The sequence below is a fragment of the Nocardioides sp. URHA0020 genome, from assembly GCF_000620705.1.
Taxonomy (GTDB): Bacteria; Actinomycetota; Actinomycetes; order Propionibacteriales; family Nocardioidaceae; genus Nocardioides.
Genome location: NZ_KK211172.1, coordinates 127566 through 142662 on the forward strand (window position 1 = coordinate 127566; position 15097 = coordinate 142662).

At 72.8% G+C, this 15097-nt stretch carries 12 protein-coding genes; 3 read left to right on the forward strand and 9 right to left on the reverse strand.

Features of this window, described 5'->3' with window-relative positions:
* Nucleotides 1-31 precede the first annotated feature (31 nt).
* Both N542_RS0121690 and N542_RS0121695 read left to right on the forward strand, forming a co-directional pair.
* Nucleotides 32-991, forward strand: coding sequence for an NADase-type glycan-binding domain-containing protein (locus N542_RS0121690; protein ID WP_028645717.1), 960 nt, complete (start codon nt 32-34; stop codon nt 989-991).
* A 46-nt stretch (nt 992-1037) separates the two neighbouring features.
* Complete coding sequence (locus N542_RS0121695) at nt 1038-1826, forward strand: lipase family alpha/beta hydrolase (protein ID WP_028645718.1); 789 nt, start codon at nt 1038-1040, stop codon at nt 1824-1826.
* On the opposite strand, the gene N542_RS0121700 is transcribed toward N542_RS0121695, so the two are convergent.
* The 7 genes from N542_RS0121700 to N542_RS0121730 all read right to left on the reverse strand — a co-directional run bounded on the left by N542_RS0121700 (nt 1823) and on the right by N542_RS0121730 (nt 9025).
* A complete protein-coding gene (locus N542_RS0121700) occupies nt 1823-2629 on the reverse strand; it encodes an ABC transporter permease (protein WP_197026054.1) in 807 nt (268 codons plus the stop codon). The genes N542_RS0121695 and N542_RS0121700 overlap by 4 nt on opposite strands.
* Nucleotides 2630-2634: 5 nt before the next feature.
* Entirely contained in the window at nt 2635-3534 is a 900-nt protein-coding gene (locus N542_RS0121705; protein ID WP_028645720.1) for an ABC transporter ATP-binding protein, read from the reverse strand.
* Nucleotides 3531-4628 (reverse strand): hypothetical protein, encoded by a 1098-nt coding sequence (locus N542_RS26045; RefSeq protein ID WP_051552234.1) that lies wholly within the window; start codon nt 4626-4628, stop codon nt 3531-3533. Before N542_RS26045 ends, N542_RS0121705 begins: the two co-directional genes overlap by 4 nt.
* 68 nt (nt 4629-4696) lie before the next feature.
* Nucleotides 4697-4996, reverse strand: a complete 300-nt coding sequence (locus tag N542_RS0121715; RefSeq protein ID WP_028645721.1) for a hypothetical protein — start codon at nt 4994-4996, stop codon at nt 4697-4699.
* 9 nt (nt 4997-5005) lie between these two features.
* Nucleotides 5006-5998: a threonine aldolase family protein gene (locus N542_RS0121720; protein ID WP_028645722.1), complete on the reverse strand. Its 993-nt coding sequence runs from the start codon at nt 5996-5998 to the stop codon at nt 5006-5008.
* A 155-nt stretch (nt 5999-6153) separates the two neighbouring features.
* On the reverse strand, nt 6154-7494 hold the full coding sequence (locus N542_RS0121725) for a class II 3-deoxy-7-phosphoheptulonate synthase (RefSeq protein ID WP_028645723.1): 1341 nt from the start codon (nt 7492-7494) through the stop codon (nt 6154-6156).
* Nucleotides 7495-7564: 70 nt separating this feature from the next.
* On the reverse strand, nt 7565-9025 hold the full coding sequence (locus tag N542_RS0121730) for an APC family permease (RefSeq protein ID WP_028645724.1): 1461 nt from the start codon (nt 9023-9025) through the stop codon (nt 7565-7567).
* A gap of 136 nt (nt 9026-9161) precedes the next feature.
* Here N542_RS0121730 and N542_RS0121735 point away from each other — a divergent pair, with 136 nt between their 5' ends.
* Complete coding sequence (locus N542_RS0121735) at nt 9162-12677, forward strand: ABC transporter ATP-binding protein (RefSeq protein ID WP_036509522.1); 3516 nt, start codon at nt 9162-9164, stop codon at nt 12675-12677.
* A gap of 38 nt (nt 12678-12715) precedes the next feature.
* Here N542_RS0121735 and N542_RS0121740 read toward each other — a convergent pair whose 3' ends face one another.
* A complete protein-coding gene (locus N542_RS0121740) occupies nt 12716-13744 on the reverse strand; it encodes a 6-phosphofructokinase (RefSeq protein WP_028645726.1) in 1029 nt (342 codons plus the stop codon).
* A gap of 45 nt (nt 13745-13789) precedes the next feature.
* Nucleotides 13790-15016, reverse strand: coding sequence for a pyrophosphate--fructose-6-phosphate 1-phosphotransferase (locus tag N542_RS0121745; RefSeq protein WP_028645727.1), 1227 nt, complete (start codon nt 15014-15016; stop codon nt 13790-13792).
* Nucleotides 15017-15097 lie beyond the last annotated feature (81 nt).

Consider the following 15097-nt stretch of genomic DNA (forward strand, 5'->3'; position numbering starts at 1 on the left):
GCACCACGACGGTTCCGAGGGCAGGAGAGGGATGACGGACTGCGCCGAGTGCGGCCACGAGCTGGGCACCGGCCGCTACTGCACCAACTGCGGCCACCCGGTGGACGGCGCTGCTCCCTCCCTGGGCGACGAGCACGACGGGAGCGACTGGCGCACCGGCACCGCCGAGCGCCCTCGCCCGCGCACGCCTCCCGCCCCGCCCCCGGCGCCCCCGCCCGCGTGGACGCCGCCGTCGGCTCCGCGCTTCCCGTTGTTCGCCGACGAGGTCGACGAGGTCGACGGGGTCGGCGGGGTCGACGGGCTCGACGGGCCGGTCGGGGTCGCCGAACCGCCGCCCGCCCACCACCGGCGAGCACCGTGGGGCAGGTGGGTGGCGGCCGCCGCCGTCCTGGCCGTCGTGGTGGTCCTCGGGGTGTGGCTGCTCGGCGACGACGACGGCGACGGCTCGGCCGCCCGGGAGCCGGGACCGAGCGCGTCGGCGACCGCGACCGGCGACCCGTCGGCCGACGAGCCGGACGCCGACACCCCAGCAGGGCTGACCGCCGAGTCCGAGGTGACCGTGCCGGCGACGGCCGAGCCCAACCAGGACGTCAACGGCAAGCCGGTGGACTACGAGGCCGCCAACATGCTCGACGGGGTGCCCGAGACGTGCTGGCGGATGCCCGGTGACGGCAGCGGCGAGGAGATCGTGATCACCCTGCCCGCGAAGACCCGTCTGCGCTCGGTCGGCCTGATCAACGGCTACGCCAAGCAGATGGAGGGCCGGGACTGGTACCACGGCAACCGGCGCATCGCGAAGGTCGAGTGGGAGTTCGACGACGGCACCAAGCACGCTCAGGTGCTCGAGGACACCACGGCCGTCCAGTCGATCGACGTGGACACCACGACCACGACGATCACCCTGCGCCTCGTCGACGTCTCCAAGCCCGGGAAGGGGAAGTCGGGGCGCGACTTCACCGCGATCAGCGACCTGCTGTTCGTGGCTCGGTAGGCCCGCTGGCGGAGCTGCCGGCTTGCCCGTCGGGCAGGATCGAGAGGTGCTCGACCGCTTGTCGCCAACTCGCCGCCGCTTCGTCCTCGCAACGGTGGCGCTGGCCGCTGCCGCCGCGGTGGTGGTCGCGGTCGTGGTGGTCGCCACGCGACCGAGTCCGGTGGACCCGGTCCCGCAGGGCTCCCCGGGCCCGGTGCTGCTGGTGCCGGGGTACGGCGGCTCGACGGCCGCTCTCGAGGTGCTCGCCGATGCGTTGCGGGCAGGTGGCAAGGACGTGACGGTGGTCCGGCCGGCCGGCAACGGCACCGGCGACCTGCGCCGTCAGGGCGAGGACCTGGATCGTGCCGCCCGGTCGGCCCTGCGGCGTACGGGCGCCCGGTCGGTCGACGTCGTCGGCTACTCCGCCGGCGGGGTCGTGACCCGGATCTGGGTCGCCGACCTGGGCGGGGCCGAGATCGCGCGTCGCGTGGTCACCCTCGCCTCGCCCAACCACGGCACCGACCTGGCCTCCCTCGCCAGCGGCCTGGGCGCCACCGCGTGTCCCGAGGCCTGCCAGCAGCTGGCGACCGACAGCGACCTGCTGACCGGACTCAACGCCGGCGACGAGACTCCACCCGGCCCGCTCTGGGTGGCGGTGTGGACCACCGACGACAAGACCGTCGTACCCCCGGTGTCGGGATCCCTCGCCGGCGCGGTCGACCTCGCCGTCCAGGACGTGTGTCCCGCGCTCACGGTCGGGCACCCGGACATGCCGCGGACCCCGGCGGTGATCGCCATCGTCGAGAGTGCTCTGGGGACCGCCCGGCCGGCCGTGCCGGAGGCGTCCGTCTGCTAGTCGGTGATGTCCTTGGTCATGAAGTTGGCCCAGGCGGCGCCGAGGAACACCACGACGTACACGACCTGGAGCAGCACGCCACGCTCCACGTCGCGCCACAGGATGGGGTCGCGGAAGAGGTCGACGAAGGCGAGCCAGTAGCGCGTCGGCAGGTAGGGCTGGAGCAGGTGCGCGGCGTCGAGCGTCAGCAGCACGGTGGAGGTCGCCAGCACCCCCATGGTGCCGAGCGCGGCCGACAGCGGCGACCGGACGACCGTCGAGAGGAAGAGCGCGATCGCGGCGACCCCGAGCATGCACAGCATGGCGTAGGCCAGCGCGAGGAGGGTGCGCAACGCCATCTCCTGGGTCGACAGCCCGCTGCCCGACACGCTCGTGGTGCCCGCGCTCACGCTGTCGCTGCCGAGCAGCAGCGTGCCGACGACGTACGCCGTGGCCGCCACGACCACGACGGTGAGGACGACGAAGGCCATCACGCTGACGAGCTTGGCGACCAGCAGCCGGGTCCGACCGACGGGGCGCACCAGCAGGTAGCGCAGGGTGCCCTGCTGCGCCTCGCCGGCGATCGCCTCCCCCGCGGTGACGGCCACGGCGATCGGGAGGAAGAGCGGCAGCACGATGGCCAGCGCGGCCAGCGGGAAGAGCGTGCCGTCGGTGAGCACCGCGGAGAGGAACGCCGGCCCGGTGCCGGGGCGCGGGCCCAGGTCGGTGACGGCGAGCAGCACGCCGACCAGGGTCGGGAGCGCGTCGATGAGCAGGATCGTGACCCACGTCCGGCGGCTCCAGAGCAGCTTGCGGAGCTCCACGCCGATCATCGGCGGTCACCGCTGGCCGTGGCGGCCTGCAGCACGACGTCCTCGAGGGTGTGCCGCTCCGGCCCCAGCTCCAGCACCCGCACGCCCACCCGCACCAGGCTGGCGTTGAGGGCGAGCGGGTCGTCGGCGCGCACCCAGATCGTGTCGCCCTCCTGGCGCTCGACGTGGCCGTCGAGCAGCGCCAGAGCGGCATCGGTGTCGGGCGTGCGGACGACCGTGCGGCCGGTCGGTCGCTGCAGGTGCTCGAGCTGGTCCTGGAGGACCAGTCGACCTCGGTCGAGCACCCCGACGCGGGTGCACATCTGCTCGATCTCGGTGAGCAGGTGGCTCGAGAGGAAGACCGTCGTCCCGGCCGCGTTGAGGTCCAGCAGCAGCCGACGGATCTCGCGGATGCCCTGGGGGTCGAGGCCGTTGGTCGGCTCGTCCAGCACCAGCAGCCGGGGTCGACGCAGCAGCGCGGCCGCGAGGCCGAGCCGCTGCCGCATGCCGAGCGAGTAGGCCCGGACCGGCCGCCGGTCGACGCCGTCGAGGCCCACCTGGGCCAGGGCGTCGTCGATCCGGCCCGCCCGGCTCGGCCGGTCGCGACCGGGGCCGCTGGCGTCGAAGACCGCCAGGTTCGCCCGCCCGGAGAGCTGCGGGTAGAACCCAGGACCCTCGACCATCGCCCCGATCCGCGGCAGCACCTCGCGACCTGACCCCGGCATCGACCGTCCCAGCACCTCGATCGAGCCCGAGGTGGGCAGCACCAGCCCCAGCAGCATCCGGACCGTCGTGGTCTTGCCCGAGCCGTTGGCGCCCAGGAACCCGTAGACGTCACCGTCACGCACCTCGAGCCCGACGTCCTCGACGGCGGCGATCCGCCCGTAGTGCTTGGTGAGCCCCTCGGTGCGGATCATCGTCTCTCCCCCAGGTACGTCGTGCCGCGGGCGAGGTCGCCCGCCGCTCGGTAGAGCGCGGTCGCCGTGACCGTGCCCGTCAGCAGCCAGGCCCGGCGACCGGTCGTGCCCGTCACCAGCACCCCCAGCGGCCCCGCCGTGACGAGGGTGCCGCGGTCGTCCTCGGTGACGTCTGGTGCCTGGCGCAGCTGCTCGCGCAGCGGATCGGCCTCCCGGCGGCGCAGCGGGATGGCGATCAGCTGCGTGATCCCGACGCCGTACACCCCGACGGCCCCGTCGGAGGTCGACGACATCGGCAGTCCCGCGATGCTGGCCGGTGGGCGGAGCGGAGCGTACTGGTTGGCCGCGTCGGCGATGTCGAGCACGTCCTGGTGGGTGACCTCGATGCCTGGCGAGCTGGCGAACGTGGTCGCGGACGCCGCCGGTCGAGCCGAGGAGAAGCCGCGGAGCTCGGTGACGAAGGACGGCGACCCATCGCCGTCGGCGTACACCTCGACCCGCAGCGGTACGCCGCTCGCCGGGTCGGCCCACAGGTCGACGTGGTCGACGCTGGACTGCGGCGCGGCGGGTACGACGCGCAGCCCCGGGGCAGCCCGCCCGGCGACGCGGCGGGCCGGCACGCGCCGTACGTCCGCGGCGACGACGTCGCGGAGCAATCGCTCGGCCAGCACCGGCGGCACCAGGTCCGCAGCGCGCGGCAGCCGGATGTCGGGGTCGCGGCTGACCTGGGCTCGGTTGCGCTCGTAGCTCCACTCGATCGTCACCCCGTGCTGGTGGACGAGATCGGTCTCCCCCGAGACCAGCAGCCGGTCGACCCGCCAGTCGTCCCCGCTCCGCCACCACGCCCGCATCCGGGTCCGGTCGCTGACCAGCGCCCCCACGTCGGAGAAGTCGTCGGCCACCGGCAGCTCGAGCGCGCCCTCGGTCTGGACGTAGCCGGACCACGGGTGGTCCTCGGCCGCATCGATCCGCTCGAGCAGCGCGCTCGCGGTGACGTCGGGGTCACGGGCGGGGAGCGCGTTGATCGCGACCGGGACGGCGATGACCAGCAGGACGCCGAGTGCGACCACGCACCACCGGTTGAACCTGGTCATACCTGAGCACGCTACGTCGCGGGTCCCCGCCCGGCGGCTCCGTGGCCGCAACCTAAGGGGAGTCTCATCTAGCAGCCGAGCGCCTCGCGCAGCCGGTCCTGCTGCCTCACGTAGTCCTGGTCCTCGGTCTCGTTGCTGTCGGCGTACGCCTGGCAGTAGAGCGCCTGGTCCATCTCGCGGTGCTGGTGGGTCTCCCACGCCGTGACGCCGGTGAACGCCGCCGCCGCGACGGCCGCGGCGGCGATCACCCACAGCAGCAGCCGCTGGTGGCGCCCGGGATCCCGCGGCCCCGCCGGCCTCGGAGGCCGGGGCGGCTTGGCCGACCCGATGCTGTCCTCGACCGTGATGCCGTCCCGAGCGTCGTCCATGGCTGGAGGCTAGAGCGTGGCCAGCACCGACGCGGCCCTTTCGGCGTCGACACGCGAGACGCCGAGGTGCGTGACCAGGCGTACGGCGGTGGGTCCGACCGCCGACACGAGCACCCCCGCCTCCCGGGCGGCGGCCACGAAGCCGAGGGCGTCGGCGTGCTGGACCACCACGATGTTGGTGTCCACCGCGACCGGGTCCACGCCGCACGCCTCGGCCAGCAGCCGCGCGTGCGCGTGGTCGTCGGCCAGCCGCTCGAGGTGGTGGTCCAACGCGTGCAGGCCCGCCGCCGCCAGGATGCCGACCTGCCGCATCCCGCCTCCCATCCGCTTGCGCCAGACCCGGGCCTCGGCGATCGCGTCGGCCGAGCCGACCATCAGCGAGCCGACCGGCGCACCGAGGCCCTTGGACAGGCAGACGGCCAGCACGTCCGCGATCGCGCCGTACTCCGCGAGCGGGACGCCGGTGGCGACGTGGGCGTTCCAGATCCGGGCGCCGTCCATGTGCACGGCGACGCCGACGCCGGTGGCGTACTCGCGCAGGTCGCGCAGGTCCTGGATCGGCAGCACCGCTCCCCCGGCGAAGTTGTGGGTGTTCTCCACCGAGATCGCGGTCGTGCGCACGAAGAACGGGCCCATGTCGGGGGCGAAGAGGGTCCGGACCGTCGGCAGGTCGACCTGGCCGCGCGGGTGGATCCAGGTGCGCATGGTGACGCCGGAGTAGGCGCCGTGGGCGCCGAGCTCGGCGCGGGCGATGTGGGCGCTCGCCTCGCAGAGCACCTCCTGGCCGGGCGCGACGAGGGAGCGTACGGCGAGCACGTTGGCCATCGAGCCGGTCGGCATGAAGAGCGCCGCCTCGTGCCCGAACATCCCGGCGACGCGCTCCTCGAGGAGCGCGACGGTCGGGTCCTCGCCGTACACGTCGTCGCCCACCTCCGCGCGCGCCATCACGGCGCGCATCTCGTCGGTCGGCTTGGTCAGGGTGTCGGAGCGCAAGTCGATCACGTGGTCTTGACTACCACGGGCGGACCTACGGGCCATCGGGCGGACCCCCGGACCCGCAACTCCTCGGGCCCTTCGTCGACTTCTCAGGCTCTGCAGTGCCTGAGAAGTTCAGCGATACCCGGTTAACCGGGTATCCCCGGGCCGGGCCGACCACCTCACACCGTGCGCAGCATCTCCGCGACCAGGAAGGCGAGCTCGAGCGACTGCACCCGGTTGAGGCGCGGGTCGACGACGGACTCGTAGCGGTGCGCGAGCCCGGCCTCGTCGATCTCCTCGCCGCCGCCGATGCACTCGGTGACGTCGTCGCCGGTCATCTCGACCAGGACGCCGCCGGGCCAGGTGCCCAGCGCCCGGTGCACGTCGAAGAAGCCCTGCACCTCCTCGATGACGTCGTCGAAGCGGCGGGTCTTGTAGCCGGTGCTCGACTCGAAGGTGTTGCCGTGCATCGGGTCGCAGACCCAGGCCACCTGGACGCCGGCGGCGGTGACCTTCTCGACCAGCTCGGGCAGGCCCTCGCGGATCTTGCCGGCACCGAAGCGGGTGATGAAGGTCAGCCGGCCGGCCTCGTTGTCCGGGTTGAGCCGGGCGGCGAGCGCGATCGCGTCGTCGGCGCTCGCGGACGGCCCGAGCTTGCAGCCGATGGGGTTCTGGATGTGGCGGAAGTACTCCACGTGCGCGCCGTCGAGCTGGCGGGTGCGCTCACCGATCCAGACGAAGTGGCCGGAGACGTTGTAGGGCTTGTCGGTGCGCGAGTCGATGCGCGTCATCGCGTGCTCGTACTCCAGCAGCAGCGCCTCGTGGCTCGAGTGGAAGTCGACGCGCTTGAGCTCCTCGGCGTCCACGCCGATCGCGCCCATGAACCCCAGCGCCTTGTCGATCTCGGCGGCCATCGCCTCGTAGCGCTGACCGGCCGACGACGACTTCACGAAGTCGGTGTTCCAGGTGTGCACCTGGCGCAGGTCGGCGTAGCCACCGGTCACGAAGGCGCGCACCAGGTTGAGCGTCGCGGCCGACGCGTTGTAGGCGTCCAGCAGCCGGTGCGGGTCGGGGATCCGGGCCTCCGGCGTGAAGTCGAAGCCGTTGACCACGTCGCCGCGGTACGCCGGCAGCGTGACACCGTCGCGGGTCTCCATGTCGGAGGAGCGCGGCTTGGCGTACTGGCCGGCCAGACGGCCCAGCTTGACGACCGGCACGGAGCCGGCGTACGTCAGGATCACCGCCATCTGGAGCAGCACCCGCAGCTTCTTGCTGACGTTGTCGGCGGTGACCTCCTCGAAGGTCTCCGCGCAGTCGCCACCCTGGAGCAGGAACGACTCGCCGCGCGACACCGCCGCCATCTTGGCCTTCAGGTCGTCGCACTCCCCCGCGAAGACGAGGGGCGGCATCCGCCGCAGGCGCGCGACGTTGGCCGCGACCGCCTCCTGGTCGGGGTAGGTCGGCTGCTGCGCCGCGCCGATGGCGTGCAGGGCGGCGAGGTCGGGGAGGGTGCTGCTCACCTGCCCAGGGTACGGCGGGCCCGCGGTGCCGCCCGATTCGGCGGGCCGCGACGAGACGCCCGGGACGCCGTCAGTCCTCGAGGTGCTCGATGTCGCGGAAGCCGGTCTTCTTGGCCCGGACTCCGCGGTTGGTCAGCCAGGTGCACGCCCAGAGCACGATGCCGAGCAGCAGCAGGCCTCCGGCCACCTTGTACTGGATCCAGTCCTCCCGGTCGCGGGCCCACGGGCCGGCGAGGAAGAGGCACGCGGCGGCGCCGACGAACGGGACCCAGCCGGGTGCGCGGAACCCGCGCTCCGTGGCGGTGTCACGGCGCAGGACCACGCACGCCACGTTGACCACCGAGAAGACGCACAGCAGCAGCAGCGCGGTCGTCCCGGAAAGGGCGCTGATCACCGACGTGTCGGCGAGGAAGGTCACCACGACGATGAGACCGAGGGCGAGCACGGTCGAGAACGCGATGCCGGCGTACGGCGTGCGCCGACCCGGCAGGACCTTGCCGAGGGTCCGGGGCAGCACGTCCTGGTTGGCCAGGCCGTAGAGCAGCCGGCTGGCCATCAGCATGTTGAGCAGCGCGGTGTTGGCGACCGCGATCACCGTCATGAAGGGGAAGATCTTGTCGATCGGCAGACCGGGGGCACCGGTCTCGACGACCGCGAGCAGCACCTTGCCCTCGTCGGCGACGACCGCCTCGATCTGGCCCTCGGGGATCACCGCGATCACCGAGATCGCGACCAGCACGTAGAAGATCACCGCGATGCCGAGGCCGGTGAGCATCACCCGCGGGAAGATCTTCTCCGGCTCCTGCGTCTCCTCGACCATGTTGACCGAGTCCTCGAAGCCGACCATGGCGAAGAAGGCGATCGCAGTCGCCACCGTCACCGCCAGGAAGAGTCCGCGGTCGGACCCGGAGTTGAAGACCACGATCCGGCCCATGTCAGCGTCGCCCTTGGCCATCACGTAGAAGCCGATCAGGATCACGATGACCAGCGCGGCCATCTCGATCAGCGTCAGCACGACGTTGAACTTCACGCTCTCGCCGACCCCGCGCAGGTTGATCGCCGCGAGCAGCACCATGAAGCACATGGCGACCACGGTGATCGCGGTGCGGCCCTGGGAGACGTGCCAGCCCAACCCGTCGAGGCCGGCCAGGAGGTTGGTCGCCAGCAGGTTCGACGACGTGGACGCACTGGTGATGCCGGAGCAGATCACCGCGAACGCCACCAGGAAGGTCACGAAGTGGATGCCGAACGCCTTGTGCGTGTAGAGCGCGGCACCGGCGGCCTGCGGGTACTTGGTGACGAGCTCGAGGTAGGAGAACGCGGTCAGCGTCGCGACCGCAAACGCGACCAGGAACGGCACCCACACGATCCCGCCGACCTCCAGCGCCATCTCACCGGTGACGGCGTAGATGCCGGCGCCCAGGATGTCGCCGACGATGAAGAGCAGGAGCAGCTTGGGTCCGAGCACGCGCTTGAGATCGGGCGACGGACCGTTGACGTCCTCGGTGCCGGCAGGTGCGGTGGTGCTCATTCGTGGCCTCCTGGGGGGTGGTCGGCTGAGGGCATCGTCCCCAGCGCGACCTGGCGCTAACCCCACCCACGACGTCGGTCCGTGCCTGGAAAATCGGTGGGGCACTGTCAGCACCATGGCATAGCGTCGGGTGGCGATGACAGTGACTCGGGCCGACGACCTCCTCCAGCACCCCGGGACCGGCGACGGCCCCCCGCTCCGGCTCGAGGACCCGACCCGGGTGGTCGACTGGCGCCGGCTGCGCAGGCCCGTGACGGTCGCCGCCCTGATCGCCTCGTTCGTCGCGGCGATCGGTCAGACCCTCGGGACCGTCGTCGCCGGTCGGCTGGCCGAGCACCCCTCGGGCGGCCTGGTCGGCCTGCTGGCGTGCTGCGTCATCGGCGCCGCCGTGCTCGACACGGCCGGCCGGGTCGCCTGGGCCGGGATCGTCGACCGGGCCGAGGGGGTGCTCCGCGCGGACCTGCTGGCGGCGGCGCTCCACCAGCCGCTCGAGGTGCTCTCGGAGCAGGCCGTCGGCGAGGTCCTCGACCGGGTCGACGACGACACCCACGAGGTCGGGGCCCTGCTGCGCCGGCAGGTGTGGGACGCGCTGCGCACCCTCTTCGCGGCGGCGCCGATGTGGATCGTCGCCGGCATCACGTGGTGGCCCGCCTGGATCCTCTTCCCGCTCTTCGGGACGGCGACGGTGCTGGCGGTCCGTCAGCTGCTGCCCGAGCTGGCCCGCCGCAAGGTCCTCGAGGAGATCGCCTGGACCGACCACGCCGCGGCCATGGAGGAGGGCGTCACCGGCCGCGACGACCTCCGCACCAGCCTGGGCCAGGCCTACCTCGTACGTCGCTGCAGCGAGCTCTCCGCCCGGGTGCACACGCTCTTCGCCCACGTCGTCGCCATCGAGACCCGGATCGGGCGCCGCGCCGGCGTCCTGCTGCACGGGCTCCTCGCCGGGGTCGGTGTCGTCGGGGTCGTCCTCGCCGCCGACGGGGACCTGTCGGTCGCCCAGCTGGTCACGCTCTTCCTGGTCACCACGACCTTCGTCGGCCAGATCAACCAGCTGGCCCGCCACCTGCCGGACCTGCAGGAGGGCGTCGGCGCGCTCATCCGGCTGCGCCAGCTGCTCGAGACGGAGCCCGAGCCGGTGGGTGGCCTGCCTCTCCCCGAGGGCGGGCTCCGGCTCGAGCTGCGCGACCTGCACTTCGCGTACGGCACCGGCCGGTTCGCCCTGTCGGGCGTCGACCTCCGGCTTCCGGCCGGCGAGACCTGCGCGCTCGTCGGCCGGACCGGGTCGGGCAAGTCCACCGTGGCCTCCCTCGTCTCGCGTGCGGTCGAGCCCGAGCGGGGCAGCGTCTTCCTCGGGGGCACCGACGTGCTCGACCTCGACCTCCAGCAGCTGCGCCGCTCCGTCGGGGTGGTCACCCAGCGCACCGAGATCCTGGCCGGCACCCTCGCGGAGAACGTCGCCCTCTTCGCCGACCTGCCCCGCCACCAGGTCGAGGGCGCGATGGCCGAGCTCGGCCTGCGCGACTGGGTCGCCGGACTGCCGGACGGGCTCGACACGCTGCTCGGCCCGGGCGGCACCACGCTCTCCTCGGGCGAGGAGCAGCTGGTGGCGTTCGCGCGGCTGCTGGTGCGCGACGTACGCGTGGTGGTGCTCGACGAGGCCACCGCCCGGATGGACCCGCTGACCGAGGCGCGCGTGGTCCGGGCCGCCGACCGGCTGCTCTCGGGCCGCACCGGACTGCTGGTCGCCCACCGGCTATCGACGACCGCTCGTGCCGACCACGTCGCCGTGCTCGACCAGGGCCGGATCGTGCAGCAGGGGCCCCGCGCGACGCTCGCGGCGCAGCCCGGGCCCTTCCGGGCCCTCCTCGACGCCTCCGCCGACGAGGAGCGGGTGCTCGACGAGGTCTCCGACGCGGCGATCGGCGCCGTACGACGCACCGGTCCTCCGCCGCCCCTGGCCGAGCCGGACTCCGGGCCCCGGCTGGCGCGGGCGACCGCCGACGCCCTGGCGATCCACCCCGGGTGGGGCCTCGCCGGCGCGGCCCTCTTCTTGGTCGCCGCCCTCACCGGCGCGTTCGGTGCGGTCACCGGCTTCATCTGGGGCCGCCTGGTCCAGGACCTCGACCGCGGCGGCACGCCGGTCGGCCTGACCGTGGCGCTGGTCGGGAGCCTGATGATCGCGCCCTTCCTGATCGCGGAGGCGTTCCGTCGCTACCCGCGCTGGTGGATCGCGGTGATGCTCCGCGTGCGGATGGCGGTGCTCGTCGGCCAGACCCGCCAGCACCGGCTCACCCGCACCCCGCCCGGCGAGGTGGTGGCCCGCAGCATGGACGCCGACCGCTACGCCCGGTACGCCGACCGCTGGGTCGACCTCGTCAACGGCCTCGCGATCGTGCTCGTCACCACCCTGGTGGCGTGGAGCTTCCTCGCCGGCGGCATGCTGCTGGCGGTGATGGTCGTCTCGGCCGCCGCGTCCGCGGTCGGGACGCCGATCGCCGGGCGCACCGCCGCCGCGTCCTCCGCGGCGCGGGCGGGGTTCGGTCGCTCGCTGGTCTCGGCGCTCGAGTCGGCACGCACGGTCAAGCTCGCGGCAGCCACGCCCTCGGTCCACCGGCACCTGAGCGCGGTCGACGGCGGACGGGTGAGCGCCGCCGTGCGCGAGCACCGCATCCAGGCCTTCCTGGACGGCGTGCCGGTCGTCACCGTCCAGGCCGGAGTGGTCGCCTCCTGGGGTGTCCTGGTCCTCGGCGGGTGGGACCTCGCCACCGCCCTGCTGGTCGCCGCGGCGGTCAACGGCTTCGACTGGTTCGGCCGGGTCGCCGGAGCGGCGATCACCGAGGCACCCGGCACCCGCGCCTGGGCCCAGGCGACCTCCCGGCTGGCCGGCGGCGGCAGCCTGATGGTCCTGCCCGACGGCGTCGACCTCGTCAGCGGCGCGGCTCCGGCCCCCGTGCCGGCACCCCGCGAGCCGCTGCACCGCCTGGAGCTCGACGACGTCTCGGCGGTCCACGACGACGGCACGATCGGCGTGAGCGGGGTGAGCCTGAGCCTCGGCCCCGGCGAGCTGGTGCTGCTGCTGGGACAGATCGGCTCCGGCAAGTCCAGCCTGCTGTCCGCGCTGGCCGGCCTGGTCGGGCACACGGGAGGGATCCGCTGGAACGGCACCGCGGTGACCGACCCGGAGGCGTTCCTGCGGCCCGGTCAGGTCGCGCACGTGGCCCAGGTGCCGCGGGTGCTCTCCGGCACCTTCGCCGACAACATCCGGCTCGACCACCCGCGACCGATCGACGAGCCGGTCCACGACGCCCGCCTCGACGCCGACCTCGGGGCCGCGGGTGGGCCCGACTCCCTGGTCGGCCACCGTGGAGTGCGGCTGTCGGGCGGCCAGGTGCAGCGCCTGGCGTTGGCCCGCGCGCTCGCGACCGAGGCCGAGCTGGTGCTCGCCGACGACGTCTCGAGCGCGCTCGACGCCGCGACCGAGGTCGAGCTGTGGAAGGCGCTGCGCGCTCGCAACCGCACGGTGCTGGGCGCCACGTCCAAGCGGGCCGCGCTCGCGCAGGCCGACCGGGTCGTGGTGCTCGTCGACGGCGTGGTGGCCGAGTCGGGTCCGTGGCACCGGCTGGCACCGCGCTGGGGTCACCTCACCGGCTGACCGGCCCCGGCCTCCGCGGCGCGGCGCGGCGCGGCGCCTTAGCCGAAGAAGACCTGCGCCTCGGCGTACTCCGCCTCGCTGACCAGCTTGAGCTCGGCGGTGCCCTCGGCGAGCGGCACCCGGACGATGGAGGTGCCGCGCAGCGCCATCATCGTCCCGAAGTCGCCCTCGGCGACGGCGTCGATCGCCTGCAGACCGAAGCGGGTGGCCAGCCAGCGGTCGAACGCCGTCGGCGTACCGCCGCGCTGGATGTGGCCGAGCACGACCGCGCGGGCCTCCTTGCCGGTGCGCTTCTCGATCTCGCTGGCGAGCCGGTCGCCGATGCCACCGAGCCGGACGTGCCCGAAGTCGTCGACGTCGCCGGACACCAGGGTCATGTCGCCGCCCTCGCGCGGCATCGCACCCTCCGAGACCACGAGGATCGGCGCGTAGCGGGACTCGAAGCGACTCTCGATCAGCCGGCACACCTCCTCGATGTCGAAGGGCTGCTCGGGGATCAGCACGATGTTGGCGCCGCCGGCGATGCCGGAGTGCAGCGCGATCCAGCCGGCGTGGCGGCCCATCACCTCGACCACGAGGACCCGGTGGTGGGACTCGGCGGTGGTGTGCAGCCGGTCGATCGCCTCGGTCGCGATGTTGACGGCTGTGTCGAAGCCGAAGGTGAAGTCCGTGCCGGAGAGGTCGTTGTCGATCGTCTTCGGCACGCCGACGACGTCGACGCCGAGCTCCGAGAGCTTGGTGGCGACGCCCAAGGTGTCCTCACCGCCGATCGCGACGAGCGCGTCGACACCGTCGTTGGCGAGGTTCTCCTTGATCCGCTCCACGCCGTTGTCGAGCTTGAAGGGGTTGGTGCGCGAGGAGCCGAGGATCGTGCCGCCGCGGGGCAGGATGCCGCGGCACTGCTCGATCCCGAGCTCCATCGTCACGCCCTCGAGCGGACCGCGCCAGCCGTCGCGGTAGCCGACGAACTCGAACCCGTGGGCCTTCACGCCCTTGCGCACCACCGCTCGGATGACGGCGTTGAGTCCGGGGCAGTCCCCGCCTCCGGTCAGTACTCCGACGCGCATGGCGGCTCCCTGGTTCGAGACGTGTCGTTCCCGGCCCGACCGACTCTAGTGCGCCGAGGGCACCAGCGTGCCGAGCGGCTGACCGATCTCCTCGAGCAGGTCGCCGAACCACGGCTCGGACGGGTCGAACGCCTTGCCGCCCTTGATCCGGGAGAACTCGCACACCCGCAGCACGTCACCGGCCTCCTCGTCGTGACCCACGACGCCGCTCTCGCCGCGCAGGGCGGCGTCGACCGCGAGGTCCGAGCACGCACGGATGAGAGCCAGGTCCTCGTCGTTGGCCGCCGCGGACCGGGCGAAGTAGCCGCTCTTCTGGACCATGGTCTTCTCCGCCCCGACCATCCCGGCGAACTGCTTGGCGAACCACGCACCGGGGTTGACGCTGTCGAGCTTGACGTGGCCGAAGGCGTCCCGCTTGGGCTCCTCGCCCCGGGCCAGCATCTCGTCCACGATCGTGGACACGCCGGCGCCCTCGGAGAGGAACACGTTGACGCAGCCGGTCTCGTCCATGATCGCCCGCAGTCGCTCGGCCTCGGCGGCGACGTCGAAGTCGAGCTCGGGGACGTAGACGCCGTGCAGCTCCCAGGAGCGCCGGGTGTTGCCGGCGAAGCCGGCGAACTCCTGCGCGGCGAGCCACTCGCGGTACTTCACCGCGGTCGCGGCCGTCAGCCAGCCGCAGTGGCGGCCCATGACCTCGTGCACGATCAGCATCCGCGGGTTGGAGGAGTGCTCGGCGATGACGTTGCGGGCGAAGAGCGCGCCCTGCTCGGCGGCGGTCCAGGCACCCAGCGACTGCCGGATCGGCACGACGTCGTTGTCGATCGTCTTGGGGAGTCCCACGACGGTCAGCTCGTAGCCGTTGTCGTGCAGGTACGCCGCGAGGTCCGCCGCGGTCGTGTTGGTGTCGTCGCCGCCGATCGTGTGGAGGACGTCGACGCCGTCCTTGGTGAGCTGCTCGGCCGCGACGTGCAGGGGGTCCTGGCCCTCGGCCACCAGCCCCCGCTTCACGCAGTCCTTGACGTTGGTGAGCTTCACTCGGCTGTTGCCGATCGGGCTGCCGCCGAAGCCGTGGAGCAGGTGCGCGCGCTCGCGGTCCTCCGGCGTCACGGTGACGTGCACCCCGCCGAGGAGACCGGCGTACCCGTCGAGGTAGGCGATGATCTCGATCTCCGGCTGGAGCTCGGTGTAGCGCTCGATCAGGGCACCGACCGCCGAGGACAGGCACGGGGCGAGGCCACCGGCGGTGAGGAGGGCGACGCGACGAACGGTCATGGGCCTTCTACTTCTTCCTGGAGCGGACAACGCTTTAGTCCTTTCTAGACTAAAGGAACATCGCGCCGAAATCGCTAGGGT